Origin of the sequence: Pseudomonas sp. LABIM340 (assembly GCF_040017195.2) — a bacterium.
GTDB lineage: Bacteria > Pseudomonadota > Gammaproteobacteria > Pseudomonadales > Pseudomonadaceae > Pseudomonas.
Window position 1 is genome coordinate 1,859,453 of sequence record NZ_CM200227.1, and the last position, 18,149, is coordinate 1,877,601.

At 65.7% G+C, this 18,149-nt stretch carries 17 protein-coding genes; 8 read left to right on the forward strand and 9 right to left on the reverse strand.

The features are described from left to right. Positions 1–138 precede the first annotated feature (138 nt). The 4 genes from ABKS89_RS08790 to ABKS89_RS08805 form a co-directional block, all read right to left on the reverse strand. Entirely contained in the window at positions 139–1,233 is a 1,095-nt protein-coding gene (locus ABKS89_RS08790) for a polyamine ABC transporter substrate-binding protein (protein ID WP_081520319.1), read from the reverse strand. Positions 1,234–1,455: 222 nt separating this feature from the next. Continuing rightward, positions 1,456–2,430, reverse strand: a complete 975-nt coding sequence (cysK, locus tag ABKS89_RS08795) for a cysteine synthase A (protein WP_348587659.1) — start codon at positions 2,428–2,430, stop codon at positions 1,456–1,458. Positions 2,431–2,511: 81 nt separating this feature from the next. Further along, positions 2,512–2,712 carry a helix-turn-helix transcriptional regulator gene (locus ABKS89_RS08800; protein ID WP_138212711.1) on the reverse strand — a complete coding sequence of 67 codons (201 nt, stop codon included), beginning with the start codon at positions 2,710–2,712 and terminating at the stop codon, positions 2,512–2,514. Positions 2,713–2,734: 22 nt separating this feature from the next. Further along, the gene (locus tag ABKS89_RS08805) at positions 2,735–3,124 is read right to left on the reverse strand and encodes a hypothetical protein (RefSeq protein WP_138212712.1); all 390 of its coding nucleotides are present in this window, start codon (positions 3,122–3,124) and stop codon (positions 2,735–2,737) included. Between the two features lie 230 nt (positions 3,125–3,354). Here ABKS89_RS08805 and ABKS89_RS08810 point away from each other — a divergent pair, with 230 nt between their 5' ends. From ABKS89_RS08810 to ABKS89_RS08825, 4 genes are all read left to right on the forward strand, one after another. Further along, positions 3,355–4,200: an AAA family ATPase gene (locus tag ABKS89_RS08810; RefSeq protein ID WP_015476360.1), complete on the forward strand. Its 846-nt coding sequence runs from the start codon at positions 3,355–3,357 to the stop codon at positions 4,198–4,200. 131 nt (positions 4,201–4,331) lie between these two features. After that, positions 4,332–5,513, forward strand: coding sequence for a vWA domain-containing protein (locus ABKS89_RS08815; RefSeq protein WP_138212713.1), 1,182 nt, complete (start codon positions 4,332–4,334; stop codon positions 5,511–5,513). 217 nt (positions 5,514–5,730) lie between these two features. After that, entirely contained in the window at positions 5,731–6,750 is a 1,020-nt protein-coding gene (locus ABKS89_RS08820) for an AraC family transcriptional regulator (RefSeq protein WP_138212714.1), read from the forward strand. A gap of 107 nt (positions 6,751–6,857) precedes the next feature. Beyond that, positions 6,858–7,073: a DUF3079 domain-containing protein gene (locus ABKS89_RS08825; protein WP_081520326.1), complete on the forward strand. Its 216-nt coding sequence runs from the start codon at positions 6,858–6,860 to the stop codon at positions 7,071–7,073. Between the two features lie 74 nt (positions 7,074–7,147). Here the strand turns inward: ABKS89_RS08825 and ABKS89_RS08830 are convergent, their stop codons facing one another. The 3 genes from ABKS89_RS08830 to ABKS89_RS08840 form a co-directional block, all read right to left on the reverse strand. Continuing rightward, positions 7,148–7,717: a hypothetical protein gene (locus tag ABKS89_RS08830; protein ID WP_138212715.1), complete on the reverse strand. Its 570-nt coding sequence runs from the start codon at positions 7,715–7,717 to the stop codon at positions 7,148–7,150. 132 nt (positions 7,718–7,849) lie between these two features. Continuing rightward, positions 7,850–8,896, reverse strand: coding sequence for a class I SAM-dependent methyltransferase (locus ABKS89_RS08835; protein WP_138212716.1), 1,047 nt, complete (start codon positions 8,894–8,896; stop codon positions 7,850–7,852). 199 nt (positions 8,897–9,095) lie between these two features. Beyond that, complete coding sequence (locus tag ABKS89_RS08840) at positions 9,096–11,555, reverse strand: DUF3772 domain-containing protein (RefSeq protein ID WP_348587657.1); 2,460 nt, start codon at positions 11,553–11,555, stop codon at positions 9,096–9,098. Positions 11,556–11,807: 252 nt separating this feature from the next. Here ABKS89_RS08840 and ABKS89_RS08845 point away from each other — a divergent pair, with 252 nt between their 5' ends. The 4 genes from ABKS89_RS08845 (at position 11,808) to ABKS89_RS08860 (ending at position 15,425) form a co-directional block, all read left to right on the forward strand. Continuing rightward, positions 11,808–12,848, forward strand: a complete 1,041-nt coding sequence (locus ABKS89_RS08845; RefSeq protein WP_138212718.1) for a histone deacetylase family protein — start codon at positions 11,808–11,810, stop codon at positions 12,846–12,848. An 87-nt stretch (positions 12,849–12,935) separates the two neighbouring features. Next, positions 12,936–14,033, forward strand: coding sequence for an extracellular solute-binding protein (locus ABKS89_RS08850; protein ID WP_348587655.1), 1,098 nt, complete (start codon positions 12,936–12,938; stop codon positions 14,031–14,033). Positions 14,034–14,176: 143 nt separating this feature from the next. Then, entirely contained in the window at positions 14,177–15,115 is a 939-nt protein-coding gene (locus ABKS89_RS08855; RefSeq protein ID WP_348587653.1) for a DMT family transporter, read from the forward strand. Positions 15,116–15,290: 175 nt separating this feature from the next. Then, the gene (locus ABKS89_RS08860) at positions 15,291–15,425 is read left to right on the forward strand and encodes a PA1414 family protein (RefSeq protein WP_260403232.1); all 135 of its coding nucleotides are present in this window, start codon (positions 15,291–15,293) and stop codon (positions 15,423–15,425) included. A gap of 58 nt (positions 15,426–15,483) precedes the next feature. Here the strand turns inward: ABKS89_RS08860 and ABKS89_RS08865 are convergent, their stop codons facing one another. Together ABKS89_RS08865 and ABKS89_RS08870 are read right to left on the reverse strand one after the other, a co-directional pair. Next, positions 15,484–16,209, reverse strand: coding sequence for an MBL fold metallo-hydrolase (locus ABKS89_RS08865; RefSeq protein WP_348587651.1), 726 nt, complete (start codon positions 16,207–16,209; stop codon positions 15,484–15,486). A 330-nt stretch (positions 16,210–16,539) separates the two neighbouring features. Then, positions 16,540–18,141, reverse strand: a complete 1,602-nt coding sequence (locus tag ABKS89_RS08870; protein WP_138212722.1) for a 5-guanidino-2-oxopentanoate decarboxylase — start codon at positions 18,139–18,141, stop codon at positions 16,540–16,542. Between the last annotated feature and the right edge of the window lie 8 nt (positions 18,142–18,149).

The window sequence follows — 18,149 nt, forward strand, 5'->3', positions numbered from 1 at the left end:
GTTGCGCTGCGTGGGGTGACTATAGCGGCCCGGATCGCCGCTGGCGAGCCCCGTGCGAGTTGTGCGGCAAAGCGCGACTTGCGCGACGAAAACGACAACGCGCGGCCGGGGCCGCGCGCTGTCAGGCAAGGGTGACGCTTACTTGCCAGTCTTGATGGTGTTCCAGGTGCGGGTACGCACGCGATCGATCTTCATCGGCATGGATTCGAGGGCGAACAGCTTGGCCATCTTGTCCTGCGGCGGGTAGATCGCAGGGTCCGCCTTGATCGCCTTGTCCACCAGCGGGTCGGCAGCCAGGTTGCCGTTGGCGTAGTGCACGTAGTTGCTCACGCCGGCCATGACTTCCGGGCGCAGCAGGTAGTTCATGAAGGCGTAGGCTGCTTTCTCATCCGGTGCGTCGTTGGGCATGGCGACCATGTCGAACCACAGCGGCGAGCCTTCCTTCGGTGTGGAGTACTGGATTTCCACGCCGTTCTTGGCTTCCTTGGCGCGGGTAGCGGCCTGCAGGATGTCGCCGGAGAAGCCGACGGCTACGCAGATCTCGCCGTTGGCCAGGTCGCTGACGTACTTGGAGGAGTGGAAGTAGCGGATGTACGGACGCACCTTGAGCAGCGCTTCCTCGGCCTTCTTGTAGTCATCCAGCTTCTGGCTGTGATGCGGCAGGCCCAGGTAGTTCAGGGTGATCGGCAGCAGCTCCGGGCCGTTGTCCAGTACCGCTACGCCGCACTTTGCCAGCTTCTCCATGTATTCGGGCTTGAAGAAGATGTCCCAGGAGTCGATGGGCGCGTTGTCGCCGAGCACTTCCTTGATCTTCGCCGGGTTGTAGCCGATGCCAGTGGTGCCCCACAGGTAAGGGAAGCCGTGCTCGTTGCCCGGGTCGTTCACTTCCAGTGCCTTCATCAGCACCGGGTTGAGGTTCTTCCAGTTCGGCAGCTGGCTCTTGTCCAGCTTCTTCAGCGCGCCGGCCTGGATCTGCTTGGCCATGAAGTGGTTCGACGGCACCACGATGTCGTAACCGGATTTGCCGGTCATCAGCTTGCCATCGAGGGTCTCGTTGCTGTCGTAGACGTCGTAGGTCGCCTGGATGCCGGTTTCCTTGGTGAAGGTCGGCACGGTGTCCGGGGCGATGTAGTCGGACCAGTTGTAGATCTTCACGTTATCGGCCTGGGCGGCGCCGGCGGCAACGGAGAGGGAGAGTGCGAGGGTGGAGAGCAACGGGGCGGAAATTTTCATTCTTGTGTTCCTGACAACGGTGCGGAAAGCCCGGGCCATCCGCGAAAGATGGGCGACGCTTCGTCGCGGGCTGCGCAAGAATTAACCATTTTGCCGGAACATGGCGAGGGGCCATGGCTGCCTGCGGGTCCGCAGACAGCGCACGTGTCACGTACGAGACTTGGGCCGCACCGATTCGGAACGGCAGGTAGGAAACCGCCCCGCAGAGGGGCGGAATAGAGCTTACTGGACCAGTTCCTGGTCCTCGAACAGGCCGTCGAAGAGCATGGTGGAGAGGTAGCGCTCGCCCGAGTCCGGCAGCACCACGACAATGGTCTTGCCCTGCATGTTCGGCTCTTCGGCGAGCTTCACCGCGGCGGCCATGGCGGCGCCGCTGGAGATGCCGCAGAGGATGCCTTCTTCCTGCATCAGGCGCAGGGCCATGTTCTTGGCGTCTTCGTCGGCGATGGTGGCGACGCGGTCGACCAGCGACAGGTCGAGGTTCTTCGGCACGAAGCCGGCGCCGATGCCCTGGATCTTGTGCGGGCTGGGCTTGATCTCTTCGCCGGCCATGGCCTGAGTGATCACCGGCGAGGTGACCGGCTCGACAGCCACCGAGAGGATCGGCTTGCCCTTGGTGTTCTTGATGAAACGCGATACCCCGGTGATGGTGCCGCCAGTGCCGACGCCGGCCACCAGCACGTCCACCGCGCCATCGGTGTCGTTCCAGATTTCCGGGCCGGTGGTCTTCTCGTGGATCGCCGGGTTGGCCGGGTTGTCGAACTGCGCCGGCATGAAGTACTTCGCCGGATCGCTGGCGAGGATTTCCTCGGCCTTGGCAATGGCGCCCTTCATGCCCTTGGCCGGTTCGGTCAGGACGATCTCGGCGCCCAGGGCCTTGAGCACCTTGCGGCGTTCCAGGCTCATGGAGGAGGGCATGGTGAGGATCAGCTTGTAACCACGGGCGGCGGCGACGAAGGCGAGGCCGATGCCGGTGTTGCCGGAGGTCGGCTCGACAATGGTCATGCCCGACTTCAGACGGCCGCCGGACTCGGCATCCCAGATCATGTTGGCGCCGATCCGGCACTTCACCGAGTAGCCCGGGTTGCGCCCTTCGATCTTGGCCAGGATGGTGACGCCGCGCGGGGCGATGCGGTTGATCTGGACCAGCGGCGTGTTGCCGATGGACTGCGCGTTGTCGGCGAAAATGCGGCTCATGATGCGTTCCTTAGGTTCGGAGCTGTGCAGACCCAGCAGCCTATGCCCGGCGGGCTTCGTAGTCCAGTCGGCGCGCCCGGTTCACTGGGGCTGCGCGTCGCTGAAGATGGCCTCGATGGGCAGGCCGAAGACCCGGGCTATACGAAAGGCCAGCGGCAGGCTGGGGTCGAACTTGCCACTCTCGATGGCGATCACGCTCTGCCGCGAAACCTGCAGTTGCAGGGCCAGGTCCTGCTGGCTCCAGCCGCGTTCGGCGCGCAGTGCCTTGAGGCGATTCTGCATGGTTGCTCCTTTCTGGGATCGGTCAGGCAAAGCGTCGGCGCAGCAGCACCACGGCAACGCCATAGGCAGCCCAGAACAGCGGGAAGGCGAGGATCACCGGGAAGCGCGGCCAGGCGGCGTACTGCTCCAGGAAGCCCCAGGCGCTGAACAGCCCGACCACCACGCCGCCGGCCAGCATGGCGGCGCGGGACAGCAGGAAACGCAGGAATTCGTCCGGCTCGCTGCACAGGTAGCGGTCGAACACGTAGAGCATCGCCAGCAGCGGCAGCGCCGGGGAAGTGGCGGCCAGGACGCGCAGGGCATAAGGCAGCTTCTGCAGGTCCAGCCCCCAGCTGATCAGTGCGACCAGGGCGGAGTAGAGGAACATGAGGGCGGCGCAGGACAGGGTATAGCGGCGCAGGGCGGGATTCATCGCGGTCTCCTTGTGATGTAAAGCGAACTTAACATCGGGATTTCAGCGATGTAAAGTAAACTTGTCATCGGCAGGCCATTTGCGATCAGTCATCCCCTGACCCGCCATTCAATGACTGAATGCCGCGTCTGCGTTCACACTCGCCTTGGCTGCGCGGTATAGTCGCAGCTTGTCCGACCATTCGCCCGGCCCGGCAGAGCGCCCGGCCCGCATCGTTCGAGGATTCACCGATGAAGTTCGAAGGCACCCAGTCCTACGTCGCCACCGACGACCTCAAGCTGGCGGTCAACGCCGCCATCACCCTGCAGCGCCCGCTGCTGGTGAAAGGCGAGCCGGGCACCGGCAAGACCATGCTCGCCGAGCAGTTGGCGGAGTCCTTCGGCGCCAAGCTGATCACCTGGCACATCAAGTCCACCACCAAGGCCCACCAGGGCCTCTACGAGTACGACGCGGTCAGCCGCCTGCGCGACTCGCAGCTGGGCGTGGACAAGGTCCACGACGTGCGCAACTACATCAAGAAGGGCAAGCTCTGGGAGGCCTTCGAGGCCGAAGAGCGCGTGATCCTGCTGATCGACGAGATCGACAAGGCCGACATCGAGTTCCCCAACGACCTGTTGCAGGAACTCGACAAGATGGAGTTCTTCGTTTACGAGACCAACGAGACGATCAAGGCCAAACAGCGCCCGATCATCATCATCACCTCGAACAACGAGAAGGAGCTGCCGGACGCCTTCCTGCGCCGCTGCTTCTTCCACTACATCGCCTTCCCCGACCGCGAGACCCTGCAGAAGATCGTCGACGTGCACTACCCGAAGATCAGCGGCACGCTGGTCAGCGAAGCGCTGGACATCTTCTTCGACGTGCGCAAGGTGCCGGGCCTGAAGAAGAAGCCCTCCACCTCCGAGCTGGTGGACTGGCTGAAGCTGCTGATGGCCGACAACATCGGCGAAGCCGTGCTGCGCGAGCGCGACCCCACCAAGGCCATCCCGCCGCTGGCCGGCGCCCTGGTGAAGAACGAGCAGGATGTGCAGCTGCTGGAGCGCCTTGCCTTCATGAGCCGCCGCGCCAGCCGCTGATGTCTTGCTCCCTCTCCCTTCAGGGAGAGGGCCGGGGAGAGGGAGATGGCCCCGTGCCGTGCTTGCCCTCTCCCTAACCCTCTCCCTGAAGGGAGAGGGAACCGTTACCTGCGATTTCCGAGGGCATATCCATGCTGCTCAACCTGTTCAACGAAATGCGCGCGGCCAAGGTGCCGGTGTCGGTGCGCGAGCTGCTCGACCTGATCGATGCGCTCAAGCACCGCATCGTGTTCGCCGACATGGACGAGTTCTACTACCTCGCCCGCACCATCATGGTGAAGGACGAGCGCCACTTCGATAAGTTCGACCGGGCCTTCGGCGCCTACTTCAAAGGCCTGGACAAGCTCGACGACCACCTCAAGGCGCTGATCCCCGAAGAGTGGCTGCGCAAGGAATTCGAGCGCCTGCTGACCGACGAGGAGCGCGCGCAGATCCAGTCCTTGGGTGGCCTGGACAAGCTCATCGAGGAGTTCAAGAAACGCCTTGAGGAGCAGAAGGAACGCCATGCCGGCGGCAACAAGTGGATCGGCACCGGCGGCACCAGCCCGTTCGGTTCCGGCGGCTTCAACCCCGAGGGCATCCGTGTCGGCGACGCCGGCAAGCGCCAGGGCAAGGCCGCCAAGGTCTGGGATCAGCGCGAGTACAAGAACCTCGACGACCAGGTCGAGCTGGGCACGCGCAACATCAAGATCGCCCTGCGCCGCCTGCGCAAGTTCGCCCGCGAGGGCGCGGCGGAAGAGCTGGACATCGACGGCACCATTGACCACACCGCCAAGGATGCCGGCCTGCTCAACATCCAGATGCGCCCCGAGCGCCGCAACACCGTGAAGCTCCTGCTGCTGCTGGATATCGGCGGCTCCATGGACGCCCACGTGAAGGTCTGCGAGGAACTGTTCTCGGCCTGCAAGACCGAGTTCAAGCACCTGGAGTACTTCTACTTCCACAACTTCATCTACGAGTCGGTGTGGAAGAACAACCTGCGCCGCTCCAGCGAGCGCACCGCCACCTTCGACCTGCTGCATAAATATGGGCCGGACTACAAGGTGGTGTTCGTCGGCGACGCCGCCATGGCTCCGTACGAGATCACCCAGGCCGGCGGCAGCGTCGAGCACTGGAACGAGGAAGCCGGCTACGTGTGGATGCAGCGCTTCATGGAGAAGTACAAGAAGCTCATCTGGATCAACCCGTACCCGAAGGACACCTGGAACTACACCGCGTCCACGGGCCTCGTGCGCGAGCTGGTGAAGGAACAGATGTTCCCGCTGACCCTGAGCGGCCTGGAAGAGGGCATGCGCTTCCTCTCCCGCGGCTGATCCGTTTAGCGCCAGGACGGTGCATCTGCACCGTCCCGGTGTCCGCAAAGGTAACCCTGCTGCCGGGCAGGAAATCTCCCGCCCGGCGTCGCAAGCCCCGCCCCGTGGGGATCGATACGGCCACGCCAGGTGGCCGGCACGCAACTTGCCTCACCCTGACCTGCGCCGGCCGCGGTAACATCCGCTGGCGCGCCGTAGCGTCTACGATGGGCATCGAATGAATCCTCTGACCTTCTCCCGCTCCACCTGGCTCAACTCCCTGCACATGACCTCGCTGACCGTCGCGCTGATGGAGTCCGAGGGGCACAGCCGCGAGTCCATCCTCGAGGGCAGCGGCATCACCGGCGACGATCTGCTCGACCTGCGCCGGCTGGTCAGCCCCTGGCAGGAGCAGCAGGTCTTCGGCAACGTGCAGAACCTCGCTGGCGAACCGGCCCTCGGCCTGCGCCTGGGCGTGCGCACGCGGATCACCGCCTACGGCCTGCTGGGTTATGCGCTGATCTCCGCGCCGACCCTGGGCGAGGCGCTGCGCATTGGCCTGAGCTACCCGGTGCTGCTGGGTACCTACTTCCACCTCGCACTGGAAGTGGACGGCGACATGGCCTGGTTGGTCGCCACCGGCTATGGCGAGGAAGAGGAGCTGCGCCCGTTCAACACCGAGTTGTGCCTGGGCTCGCTGAAGGTGGCCTGCGCCGACCTGCTCGGCCAGCCGTTGCCGCTGGTGCGCGCTGAATTCGATTACGCCGGCCCGGCCGATCGCCGCGCCGCCTACGCCACGCTGTTCGGCTGCCAGCTGGAATTCGATTGCGCGCGCAGCGCCATCGGCTTCCCGGCGAGCTGGCTGAACATGCGCCTGCCACTGGCCGACGCAGTGACCCACCGCGAGATGCTCGAACAGTGCCGCCGGCAGAACATCGACCTGGCGGCGCGCCGCGCCTGGCTCGACAAGGTCCGCGCGATCCTCGGCGAGCGCCTGCAGGAACCGCCGGGCCTGGAAGAACTGGCGCGCCGCCTGAACTGCTCCTCGCGCAGCCTGCGTCGCCACCTGCAACAGCAGCAGACCAGCTACCAGCAACTGCTCGACGAACTGCGCTTCGCTCGCGCCAAGGAACTGCTGCAGGACGGCGACATGCCGATCTACCGCATCGCCGAGGAACTGGGCTTCAGTGAGACCGCCAGCCTGCGCCACGCCTTCCAGCGCTGGAGCGGCCAGCCGCCGAGCCACTTCCGTGCATAACGACGCGCGCATGAATTCCGCGCGAAATTGTCGCAGATCAAGGATCAGGTCGGTCTGACAGGCATAGCCTTCAGGGATCCCACAAGGAAACCCTCGAGGGCCTGACCATGGCCAAGAAATTCCCGCTCAATCCTCCGCACCCCGAACGCATCTGCTGGGGCTGCGACCGCTATTGCCCGGCGACCAACCTGGCCTGCGGCAACGGCGCGGACCGCACCATGCACCCGGCCGAGATGCTCGGCGATGACTGGTACCAGTTCGGTGACTGGGGCATAGAGGCGCCCAACACGATTCCCACTGTGCAGCTGGAGCCCGCCAGCTAGCACGCTCCGCGCCGTTGCGGCGCCGGAAAAAAGAAAGCGCGTACTCCCTCCCCGGAGTACGCGCTTTCGCGTCATCAGCCCTTGGCGGGAGTGATGCCGTAGATCTTCTGGAAGCGGGCGATCAGGCCGACCGGCTTCTTCTCTTCCTTCTGCATCAGGTAGACCACGCGTTCACCGTTGGGGCCGCTGGCGATTTCGGTGTGGCGGAAGATCGGTTCGCCCAGGCCGTTCATGTCGACCATGTCGCCGTAGCGCTGGGCAACATAGATCACACCTTCCTGACGGATCTCGCCGTAGAAGCCGGCGGCCGGCGGCAGACTCTGCTTGTAGAACTGGTAGGAGGCGATCTTCTTCGCGTCCTTGTCCTTGTCCTCGGCGCGCACGACCAGGACGACGTTCTGACCGAACTTGTCCTTCTCGCCGACTTCCTTGGTGTAGGTGGTCTTGCCGGTGACGATGTAGTCGCGGTAGACGGTGGCGTCATCGAACAGGTAGAGGGTCTCGTCGGTGCGGACCAGATACCAGTCGTCGTTGTTGGGGGTGGCTTCCTTGCTGGCGACCGGCGCCTGCGCAGCGCAGCCGGCGAGGGCGGCGGCGAGCAGGGCGAGAGATGCAGCTTTGTTGGCATTTTTCTTGTTGAACATCTGGGGGCTTCCCTGGAGTTGAAAGCCTGCGAGTTTCAACGGGCCGCATAACGGATTGATGACGGCAAAATGACGAATTGTTTCCGTGCTACAGCGCCCGTATTTCGGGCGCTGTAGCCGATCGTGGAGGCATTACGGGCGGGCTTCGAGGATCAGATTGAACGGCGTTTGTGCCGCGCGGCGGAAGCGGCTGAACCCGGCTTCCTCGAACACCTTGCGCAGACGTGCTTCGCCGGCCTGAGCTCCCAGCCCCAGCCCGACTTCCTGGGACAGCGAATTGGGCGTGCAGATGAAGGTCGAGGCGGCATAGAACAGCCGGCCGACCGGGTTCTGGTTGTCGTCCAGGTGGTCATTGGCGAAGGGCTCCACCAGCAGCACCGTGCCATCCGCCTTGAGTGCCTGGCGTGCGTGCTGCGCGGCGCCCACCGGGTCGCCCATGTCGTGCAGACAGTCGAAGAAGCAGATCAGGTCGTAGTCGTTGCCGGGGTAGTCCTTGGCGCTGGCGCGCTGGAAGCTGGCACGCCCGCCGACTTCGGCCTGCCCGGCGCGCTGGTTGGCCACGTCGATGGAGGGCTGGTGGTAGTCGAAGCCGACGAAGTTCGACGCCGGGAAGGACTGCGCCATGACGATGGTGGAGGCGCCGTGGCCGCAACCGACGTCGGCGACCTGAGCACCGCGTTCGAGCTTGCCGACCACTTCCTCCAGCGCCGGCAGCCACTCGGCCACCAGGTGCGCGCGGTAGCCGGGGCGGAAGAATTTCTCGGTGCCGGAGAACATGCAGGGGTGGTGATCGCCCCACGCCAGGCCGCCGTCCCCGCGCATGGCGGCGACCAGTTTGTCCTTGTCGTGGTAGAGCGCAGCGACCACGGAAGCGCCGCCGGCGACGTACACCGGCGAGTCCTCGATGGCCAGCGCCATGGCCTGTTCTTCGGGCAGGCGGAAGTTGCCGTCCTGGTGCTCCATGTAGCCGGAAGCGGCGTGGGCGCTGAGCCATTCGCGCAGCAGGCGGGCATTGCAGCCGCTGCGTTCGGCCAGTTGCGCCGGGCTCAGCCATTGACCGTCGGCCATGGCTTTGTAGAGGCCGAGCTCTTCGCCCAGGATGATGTTGGCGAGCATCGCCGCGCCACCCATGTCGGTGACCAGCTTGCCCATGAATTCGTTGAGTCTGGCTTCGTCCATCGCGCGATCTCCCGTGCGCCGCAGCGGGGAGGCCCGGCGGCAACCGAGGAAGGAAGGCGGCAGGCGGCGGTGCCGGGTGCCGCGACGGGCGCCGGCCAACGGCGGGCACGGGGCGCTGCTGGCGCAACGCAAACTCCCGTGCGGGACTGTTGCGCGAAGGCCGGCGAGGCGACTGCCCCGCCGGCGTAACCCCTTCATTCTACGGCGGCGGATTCGGCCCGGTGTCATCGCCGACTTGCGGTGCTGCCGCCTCGTCGGCAGGCTCCGTGCGCGCCAGTTGCGGCCGCTGCAGGATCAGGTTCTGCGGTATGCTCAGGCTGATGCCGGCCTCGCGCAGGCCGCTGAAAATGGTGAACAGCAGGTCGCTCTTGGTCGAGTACACCGCGCGCGGGCTGCTGACGTTGCCCGAGGCGGCCAGGGTCAGGCCGGTGGCGCTCAGGTCCTTGAAAGTCACCGAAGGGGCCGGGGTCTCGACGATGTTCTCGTGTTCGCTGTAGGCCTTGAGCATCAGTTCGCGGACCTTCTGCACGTCGGTATCCAGCGGCAGGGTGAGGTTGATGCCGACCACGCCCAGCGCGCTGCCCATGGTCACGTTGCGCACGTTCTGCGAGATGAACTGGGAATTCGGCACGATCACCGTGGACTGGTCGGACATCTGGATTTCCGTGGCGCGCACGTTGATCCGCCGGATATCGCCCTCCACGCCGCCGGTCAGGCTGACCCAGTCGCCCACTTTCACCGGGCGCTCGGTGAGCAGGATCAGGCCGGAGATGAAGTTCTGCACGATGGCCTGCAGGCCGAAACCGATACCCACCGACAGGGCGCTGACCACCCAGGTCAGGCTGGTGAGGTTGATGCGCAGCGCGGAGAGCACCAGCAGCACCAGGATGACCATGCCGATGTAGCCCACCAGGGTCACCAGCGAGGCGCGCATACCCGCGTCCATGCGGGTTTCCGGCAGCAGCTCGTCGGCCAGCCAGCGCTTGAGCAGGCGCAGGCCGAACAGGCCGGCGGCCAGGGTGCCGAGGGCCAGCAGGATGTCCTGCGGGACGATGTTCAGGCGCCCCAGTGACTGGCCGCTTTCCACCAGCTGTACCAGGCCCTGGAGCAGCTCACCGGGGCTGGTGCCGGAGGTGGAAAAGGCGATCAGCAGGGTGGACAGTACCAGCAGCGTGCGCCCGGCACCGGTCAGCAGGGTGGCGAACTGTGCCTGGTGGCGTGGATCGACGCCGAGGTTTTCCGCCAGCCGCTCGCCGATCGGCTGGCGTGGCGACAGCAGGACCTCGCAGAGGTCGACGAACAGGCTCGTCAGCAGATAGCCGGTGGCGCACACCACGCTGGCCCAGAGCAGCTTGCCGGCGAAGAAGTAGGCCAGCGACAGATAGCCGGTGACCAGCGCCAGCACGATCAGCAGCACGGTCAGCAGCATCGCGAACACCAGGATTCCGGCCAGCGGCGAGGTTTCGTGGCCTTCGGCTTCGCGGCGGGCGGCGCGATAACGATAGAGAGCGACGCCATATAGCACGGCGGTTGCCAGGGCGGTGAGGCCGTTGACTGCCACGGTCAGGGCGAGGCTGGCGCCGCTGGAGCTGTTGATTCGATCCAGAGTGCCCAGCACCAGCAGCATCCAGGCCATCAGCCAGGGGAAGGGGGAGAGGGCTGTGGCCACCGGGTCGGGCAGGTCGGGTAGCCGCCAGGACGGTCGCTGCACGGCCAGCAGCGCGCGGCCCAGGCCCGCGGTGAAGGTGCAGAAGATCACCAGCGAGAGCATCTGGTTGCCGAGGTTGTCCATGTTGCCGCTGAGCTGGCTGTGCCAGTTCATGCCCTCGTGGATCACCGTGGCGCCGCCGCCGAGGGTGAGGATGGTGGCCAGGCCGACCGCCACCGCCAGGGCGCTGCGGCGCAGGCGACCGACAGGAATCCAGCGGATCATCGCCTTGGTCAGCAGTTGCTCCAGCAGGCGCCGGCCGGGAATCCACAGCAGCACGGCGATGATCAGGCTGGCGATGAAGGGCGGCCGGTGTTCGGGCTTCCAGATCGTGGCGAAGGCGTCGCCGATCTGCGCGCGCATGGATTGCAGGCGCGTCAGGTCGTCGTCGGTGGGACGGATCAGGTTCGACCAGAAGCTGGGGCTCAGCGGCGGCGGGTAGCGCATGGCGATCTGCGAGTTGAACTGGCTGCGGCGCAGGTTGACGATCTGCGCGGCGAGGTCCTGGGCGTTCTTGTCCAGCTGGTTGGCGCGCTCCAGCTGTTTCTGCAGGTCTTTCTGGGCATCCGTCAGGTCGTTGCGCTGCCGGGTCAGGCTCTCGGCCTCGTTGGGCGTGACCGGGCCGAGCACCTTGAGCTGGTCTTCGGTGCGCGACAGTGCGGTGCCGATGTCGGTAGCGTTCTGCTCCGCGCGGGCCTGAACGGCCAGCGCGGACTGCCGCAGGTTCGACAGCAGGCCATCGTCGCTGTCGGCGGAGACGCGCTGGCGGATCAGTTCGAGGCGCGCGCTCAGTTGGTCGACGCCAGCATCCTCGGGCAGGTCCGGCAGCTGGATCGAATCGCCGGCCTGGACGTCGGTCGGCTCGTCCGCCAGCACGGCGCCAACGCCGGCCAGCGACAAGGTCAGCATCAGCAGCGCACGGCTGCAGGCGCGTACGAAGGTTTCCCGCATCTTCCCCCATCCTGTGGTCAAAACGCTTGATGATGTTCGACCGGCTCTGGGCCAGGACAATTCCCTGAGCATAGCGCCGCCGCGGTGGGTCTTTGTCGGGCGAAAGTGGATAATCAACGCATACAGATGGTTAAGGGTCATAAATTCTGGCCACATCGATCCCCTTTTGGCCGCTTCCGCTGTTCTGTGTGGCGCGGTCGCTGGGCAGAATTCCCGTCACCGGACAACAAGAATCCTTCAGAGGGTACTCCCATGCTTACCGTGTACAGCGATGATCACCGCCTGCATTTCGGCCAGTCCGAACTGGTCGACGGCAAACTCCAGCCCTGCTTCGAGATGCCCAGCCGCGCGGACACTGTGCTGGCCCGCGTGAAGTCGCAGAACCTGGGCGAAATCATCGAGCCCAAGGACTTCGGCATGGAGCCGATCCTGCGCGCGCACAACACCCGCTACGTCGAATTCCTCAAGGGTGCCTGGGCCCGCTGGGCGGCCGAAGGTCACACCGGCGACCTGGTCTCCACCACCTTCCCGGGGCGTCGCCTGCTGCGTGACGGTCCGATCCCGACTGCGCTGATGGGCGAAGTGGGCCACTACAGCTTCGACACCGAGGCGCCGATCACCGCCGGCACCTGGCAGGCCGTGTACAGCTCGGCCCAGGTCGCGCTGACCGCTCAGGACCACATGCGCCAGGGCGCCAGCACCGCCTTCGCCCTGTGCCGTCCGCCGGGCCACCACGCCGGCAGCGACTTCATGGGCGGCTACTGCTTCCTGAACAACGCCGCCATCGTCAGCCAGGCCTTCCTCGACCAGGGTGCCAAGCGCGTGGCGATCCTCGACGTCGACTACCACCACGGCAACGGCACCCAGGACATCTTCTACCGCCGCAACGACGTGCTGTTCGCCTCGATCCATGGCGACCCGCTGGTGGAGTACCCGTACTTCCTCGGCCACGCCAACGAGCACGGCGAAGGCGCCGGCGAAGGCTACAACCACAACTACCCGCTGCCCCATGGCACCGGCTGGGACGGCTGGTTCGCCGCGCTGGAAGATGCCTGCCAGAAGATTTCCGCCTACGCGCCGGATGCGGTGGTTGTCTCCCTGGGCGTGGATACGTATAAGGACGACCCGATTTCCGAGTTCAAGCTGGACAGCCCGGACTACCTGAAGATGGGCGAGCGCATCGCCGCACTGGGTATCCCGACCCTGTTCATCATGGAAGGCGGTTACGCGGTGGAAGCCATCGGCGTCAACGCGGTGAACGTGCTGCAGGGCTACGAAGGCGCTGCACGCTGATAAGACGAATCGGGCGGATGAGAATCCGCCCGTTTGCTTTTCATTGCTCGCAACCTTTTGCGCGAGCGCATCCAGCTGGGGAAGGACATGAACAAGAATACCGCGCTGCGCGGCCTGCTCGCCGCCGCCACCCTCGTCACGGCCAGCGCCGCCAGCGCTGCGCCGGAAGTGCGCATCTACAACTGGTTCGACTACATCGGCCCGGACACCCTCAAGGGCTTCCAGGGCGAGACCGGCATCAAGCCGCAATACGACGTCTACGACAGCAACGAAGTGCTGGAAGCCAAGCTGCTTTCCGGGCACTCGGGCTATGACGTGGTCGTGCCCAGCGACAGCTTCCTCCCCAACTACCTCAAGGCCGGCGTGTTCCAGCCACTGGACAAGAGCAAGCTGCCGAACTGGAAGAATCTCAATCCCGCACTGCTCAAGGTGCTGGAGAGCAAGGACCCGGGCAACCAGTATGTGATGCCCTACATGTGGGGCACCAACGGCATCGCCTACAACGTCGACAAGGTCAAGGCGGTGCTCGGCGACAATGCGCCGGTGGACTCCTGGGACCTGGTGTTCAAGCCGGAAAACCTCGCCAAGCTGAAATCCTGTGGCGTGGCCTTCCTCGACTCGCCCACCGAGGTGATCCCGCAGGTCCTGCATTACCTGGGCCTGTCGCCCAACAGCCACAACCCGGACGACTACAAGAAGGCCGAGGCACTGCTGGCGAAGCTGCGCCCGAACATCACCTACTTCAGCTCCTCGAAGTTCGTCACCGACCTCGCCAACGGCGACGTCTGCGTGGCCCTGGCCTGGTCCGGCGGCGCGATGCAGGCGGCCAACCGCGCCAAGGAAGCGGGCAACGGCATCCACATCGAGTACCGCATTCCCAAGGAAGGCGCCGCCGCCTGGTTCGACGTGCTGGCGATTCCGAAGGATTCGAAGAACGTCGAGCAGGCCCACGCCTTCCTCAACTACCTGCTGCGCCCGGAAGTGGTCGCGCCGATCTCCGACTACGTGGCCTACGCCAACCCCAACCAGGCGGCGGACGGGCTGATCTCCAAGGAACTGCACGACAACCCCAACGTCTACCCGCCGGCGGACGTGCAGGCCAAGCTGTTCTCGGTGGAAATGCTGCCGCCGAAACTGGAGCGCATCCGCACCCGCACCTGGACCCAGGTGAAATCCGGGAAGTAATGTCGCTGGCAGCTGGCTGAACAGCGGATTTCCGTTGGCGGCCGGCGGGCGCGAACTGGCATGATCGGCGGACTTTCCTCGAGGAAGTCCGCCGATTGTCCTTGTGGCTTCCCGATTCCTGCCCATTGCTGCCGAGCCTCGCCATGAACTCCCAAGCCAACCTCGTCGAGCGCAAGGGCGCCGACGCCTTCGCCATCCAGGTCATGACCGGCCTGTGCGTGATCTGGGGCATCCAGGCGGTGATGGTGAAACTGGCCGCGCCGGACATCGCGCCGATCATGCAGGCCTTCGGGCGCAACCTGGTGGCTGCCGTGGCGGTGGGCCTGATCATGTGCTGGCGCGGTGGCTGGGATGGTTTCCTGCGCCAGGGCACGCTCAAGGGCGGGCTGCTGGCCGGCGTGCTGTTCGCCGCCGAGTTCTTCTTCATCGCCCAGGGGCTGGTCTACACCTCGGCCTCGCACATGGCGGTGTTCATCTATACGGCGCCGATCTTCTCGGCGCTGGCGCTGCATTTCCTGCTGCCCAGCGAGCGCCTGCGGCCGCTGCAATGGATCGGCATCGGCGTGTGCTTCGGCGGCATCGCGATGTGCTTCGGCGGTGGCTTCGACTTCTCCAGCATGGACAGCCGCATGCTGCTGGGCGATGCCTTCGGCGTGCTCGCCGGGTTCGCCTGGGGCATGACCACGGTGGCGGTGCGCACCACGCGGCTGTCCGAGGCCAAGCCGATCCTGACGCTGTTCTACCAACTGCTGATCGCCGCGCTGCTGCTGCCCTTCGCCGCGCTGGCGCTGGGCAAGACCCATGACGTGAGCTTCACCGCCGTCGGCGTGGGCAGCGTGCTGTTCCAGGGGCTGGTGGTGTCGTTCTTCAGCTACTTCACCTGGTTCTGGCTGCTGCGCCGCTACCTGGCGTCGAACCTGGCGGTGTTTTCCTTCATGACGCCGATGTTCGGTATCGCCTTTGGCGTGCTGATCCTCGGCGAGCCGCTGACCCTGAATTTCGTTGCCGGCGCCGCGCTGGTGCTGGCGGGCATCACGCTGGTGAGCAGCGAGCAGTGGATTCGGCGGATGCTTCGCCGCTGAATTGGGAAATGTCGCGCTCTTGATTCAGGTCAGGCGCTGCGGCGAGGGAAGACGATAGTCTTTGTTGCAAGGAGTGAGTGGCACGGGCGGAGAGTGGGACGCCGGGCTATTCTTCCTAGGGCGGCCCATGGTGGTAACGGGCCGCCCGACCTGAATTCGTACAAGGAGGCATTCCATGAAAGTCTGGCTGCAAAGCATTGCGTGGAAACTCGGTGTCACGCTCGGCCTGATCGAGCCTCCACGTCTGCAACCCATCCCCATCCGCAGCGACGAGCAACGTCGCCTGATGGAGCAGCGCCGGCGCTACTGATCGCGCCCGCGTTACCGCAAAGGAAGAACCCGCCAGCTGGCGGGTTTTTTCATGCCTGCTATTCGTGGGCTTTGAACCAGCCGTCGATCATCGACTTCAGCCTTTCCCCGGAGAAGCTCTCGAAGTGCCCGCCGTGCACGGTGCGCACCGGCAGCTCGCGCAGGCGCGCCAGGCTCGCGGCGTAGTCGTCGAGGTTGGAGTGATAGGCATCCTCGATGAGCGGGCCGTCGTAGATGATGTCGCCGGAGAACAGCGTCTGCGTCCTCTCTTCCCACAGGCTGATGCCGCCCGGCGAATGACCGGGGGTGTGCAGTACCTGCAGGGTACGGTCGCCGAGATCAAGCACGTCGCCTTCATCGATGGTGCGGGTCGCCGGCGCGGCCTTGACGCGGTACTCGGCGTAGCACAGCGGGCAGTCCGGGTGCGCATCGAACATCTCGTCGTCGACGAAGGCAGTAGCCAGGGTGCGTTCGCCGTCGGGGCTGGCGAGGATGTCCGCTTCGGCCGGGTGTACCAGGCGCTCGTCGAACTCGTGGTGGCCGGCGATGTGGTCGAAGTGGGTGTGGCTGGCCACGGCCAGCAGCGGGCGGTCGGTGAGCCAGGGCAGTTGTTCGCGCAGGCTGACCAGGCCGGAGCCACTGTCCACCAACACGTCGCGCTCGCGTCCCTGGATGTGCCACATGTTGCAGCGGTAGAAGGGGCGGACGTAGGGCTCGTGGATCAGGCTGACGCCGTCGTAGCAGTGACGGACCTCGAACCAGCGGTCACGGGTGACGATCTTCATGAGTCGGATTCCGGGTGGGATGCGCGACGCGTCCGGCGCGCGGATCGCGGGTGACTGTGCATTCACCCTAACCTCTCCCAGAGGGAGAGGGAACCGTGCGGAACCTTGGGGGGGGAGTGGCCGGCGCCGGTAGCTGCGCCAGACACCCGGCTCCGTGCGTTTCCCGCTCCCTCTGGGAGAGGGCAGGGCGGCGGGGCGGGTTGGGGATAACCCGCCCCACGTCGCAAGCAACGTAGGGCGAATAACCGCTTGCGGTTATCCGCCGATGGCCGTGGTGCGAGGGCCGATGGCGGATAACGCTGGCGCGTTATGCGCCCTACGGGACCTGGGTTACGGCGCGAAGGGCGCCGCTTCCATCACTTCCACGATCAGCGGGCGATCGCTCGGTGCGGTGCGCAGCAGCTCCTGCAGGTGGTCGTGGTCGCGGGCGCGCTCGGCGGCGCAGCCGAAGCCGCGGGCGATGGCGAGGAAGTCCGGGGTGTAGATGTCCACGCCCAGCGGGGTGATGTCGCGGCGTTCCATGTAGCGCTTGATCTCGCCGTAGCCGTGGTTGTTCCACAGCAGCACGACGATACCCACCCTGGCTTCCACGGCGCTGGCCAGTTCGGTCATGGTGAACTGCAGGCCACCGTCGCCCATCAGGCTGATCACCGGGCGGCCCGGCTCGCCGAGCTTGGCGCCGATGGCGGCCGGCAGGCCGTAGCCCAGGGTGCCGTAGCCGGTGGAGGCGTTGAACCAGCGGCGGCCGCCGTCCAGTTCCACCAGGTGGTTGCCGCTGTAGACGGTCTGGGTCGAGTCGCCGACGAAGCGGGCGTCGGGCAGCACTTCGAGGATCTTGTCGAACAGGGTGCGGTAGTGCGCCCAGCCGCTGAAGTCCTCGGCCAGTTGCGCGCGCACCTTGGCTGCGCGCTGGGCGCCGGGGCTGGCGGCGTCGGCCTCGCGGGCAGGCAGCAGCTCCAGCAGGGCGCGCATGGCGGTGCGGGCGTCGGCCTGGATGGCGATGGTCGGCGCGAAATTGCGCATCAGCTGCTGCGGGTCGATGTCGATGCGGATCAGCTCGCCGCCGATCTTGAAGTTGCCGTCGAACACCACGTCGTAGTCGGTCTCGCCCAGCTCGGTGCCGATGGCCAGCACCACATCAGCCTCCAGCGCCAGTTCACGGACCGGGATCAGCGACTGGTTGCTGCCGATCAGCAGCGGGTGGCTCGGCTGCAGCAGGCCCTTGGCGTTGATGGTCTGCGCGGTCGGCGCATCGAGGGCAATGGCCAGCGCGCGGGCTTCGGCCTGGGCGGCTACGCAGCCACCACCGAGCAGCAGCAGCGGCTTCTGTGCCTTGGCCAGCTTGGCGGCGGCCTCGTGCAGCGGCGAGCGGGCCGGGGCCGGGCGGGCCAGCTGCACGCGCGGCAGCACCTGCATGTGGTCGGCCGGGGCGGTGATGATGTCCAGCGGCAGCTCGATGTGTACCGGGCGCGGGCGCTCGCTGTCGAACACGGCGAAGGCGCGGGCCAGCACGGCCGGCAGCTCGTCGACGCTCATCAGGGTGTGGCTGAAGGCGCTGACGCCGGCAACCATGGCGCGCTGGTTCGGCAGCTCGTGCAGGTAGCCGTTGCCGTGGGCCAGGCGCGAGCGCTCGTTGACGCTGGAGATCACCAGCATGGGGATGGAGTCGGCGTAGGCCTGGCCCATGGCAGTGAGGATGTTGGTCATGCCCGGACCGGTGATGATGAAGCAGGTGCCCGGCTTGCCGGTGACGCGCGCATAGCCGTCGGCCATGAAACCGGCGCCCTGTTCGTGGCGCGGGGTGATGTGGCGGATGCCGCTGTGGGGCAGGCCGCGGTACAGCTCGACGGTGTGTACGCCGGGGATGCCGAAGACGGTATCGACGCCCCAGGCTTCGAGTTGCTTGACGAGGAATTCGCCGCAGGTGGTCATGGCAGTTC

What these genes read in the sequence shown, in the direction of transcription:
- ABKS89_RS08790 (WP_081520319.1), bottom strand. Translation starts at nt 1,233, where the DNA reads ATGAAAATTTCCGCCCCGTTGCTCTCCACCCTCGCACTCTCCCTCTCC.
- cysK (WP_348587659.1), bottom strand. Translation starts at nt 2,430, where the DNA reads ATGAGCCGCATTTTCGCCGACAACGCGCAGTCCATCGGCAACACGCCG.
- ABKS89_RS08800 (WP_138212711.1), bottom strand. Translation starts at nt 2,712, where the DNA reads ATGCAGAATCGCCTCAAGGCACTGCGCGCCGAACGCGGCTGGAGCCAG.
- ABKS89_RS08805 (WP_138212712.1), bottom strand. Translation starts at nt 3,124, where the DNA reads ATGAATCCCGCCCTGCGCCGCTATACCCTGTCCTGCGCCGCCCTCATG.
- ABKS89_RS08810 (WP_015476360.1), top strand. Translation starts at nt 3,355, where the DNA reads ATGAAGTTCGAAGGCACCCAGTCCTACGTCGCCACCGACGACCTCAAG.
- ABKS89_RS08815 (WP_138212713.1), top strand. Translation starts at nt 4,332, where the DNA reads ATGCTGCTCAACCTGTTCAACGAAATGCGCGCGGCCAAGGTGCCGGTG.
- ABKS89_RS08820 (WP_138212714.1), top strand. Translation starts at nt 5,731, where the DNA reads ATGAATCCTCTGACCTTCTCCCGCTCCACCTGGCTCAACTCCCTGCAC.
- ABKS89_RS08825 (WP_081520326.1), top strand. Translation starts at nt 6,858, where the DNA reads ATGGCCAAGAAATTCCCGCTCAATCCTCCGCACCCCGAACGCATCTGC.
- ABKS89_RS08830 (WP_138212715.1), bottom strand. Translation starts at nt 7,717, where the DNA reads ATGTTCAACAAGAAAAATGCCAACAAAGCTGCATCTCTCGCCCTGCTC.
- ABKS89_RS08835 (WP_138212716.1), bottom strand. Translation starts at nt 8,896, where the DNA reads ATGGACGAAGCCAGACTCAACGAATTCATGGGCAAGCTGGTCACCGAC.
- ABKS89_RS08840 (WP_348587657.1), bottom strand. Translation starts at nt 11,555, where the DNA reads ATGCGGGAAACCTTCGTACGCGCCTGCAGCCGTGCGCTGCTGATGCTG.
- ABKS89_RS08845 (WP_138212718.1), top strand. Translation starts at nt 11,808, where the DNA reads ATGCTTACCGTGTACAGCGATGATCACCGCCTGCATTTCGGCCAGTCC.
- ABKS89_RS08850 (WP_348587655.1), top strand. Translation starts at nt 12,936, where the DNA reads ATGAACAAGAATACCGCGCTGCGCGGCCTGCTCGCCGCCGCCACCCTC.
- ABKS89_RS08855 (WP_348587653.1), top strand. Translation starts at nt 14,177, where the DNA reads ATGAACTCCCAAGCCAACCTCGTCGAGCGCAAGGGCGCCGACGCCTTC.
- ABKS89_RS08860 (WP_260403232.1), top strand. Translation starts at nt 15,291, where the DNA reads ATGAAAGTCTGGCTGCAAAGCATTGCGTGGAAACTCGGTGTCACGCTC.
- ABKS89_RS08865 (WP_348587651.1), bottom strand. Translation starts at nt 16,209, where the DNA reads ATGAAGATCGTCACCCGTGACCGCTGGTTCGAGGTCCGTCACTGCTAC.
- ABKS89_RS08870 (WP_138212722.1), bottom strand. Translation starts at nt 18,141, where the DNA reads ATGACCACCTGCGGCGAATTCCTCGTCAAGCAACTCGAAGCCTGGGGC.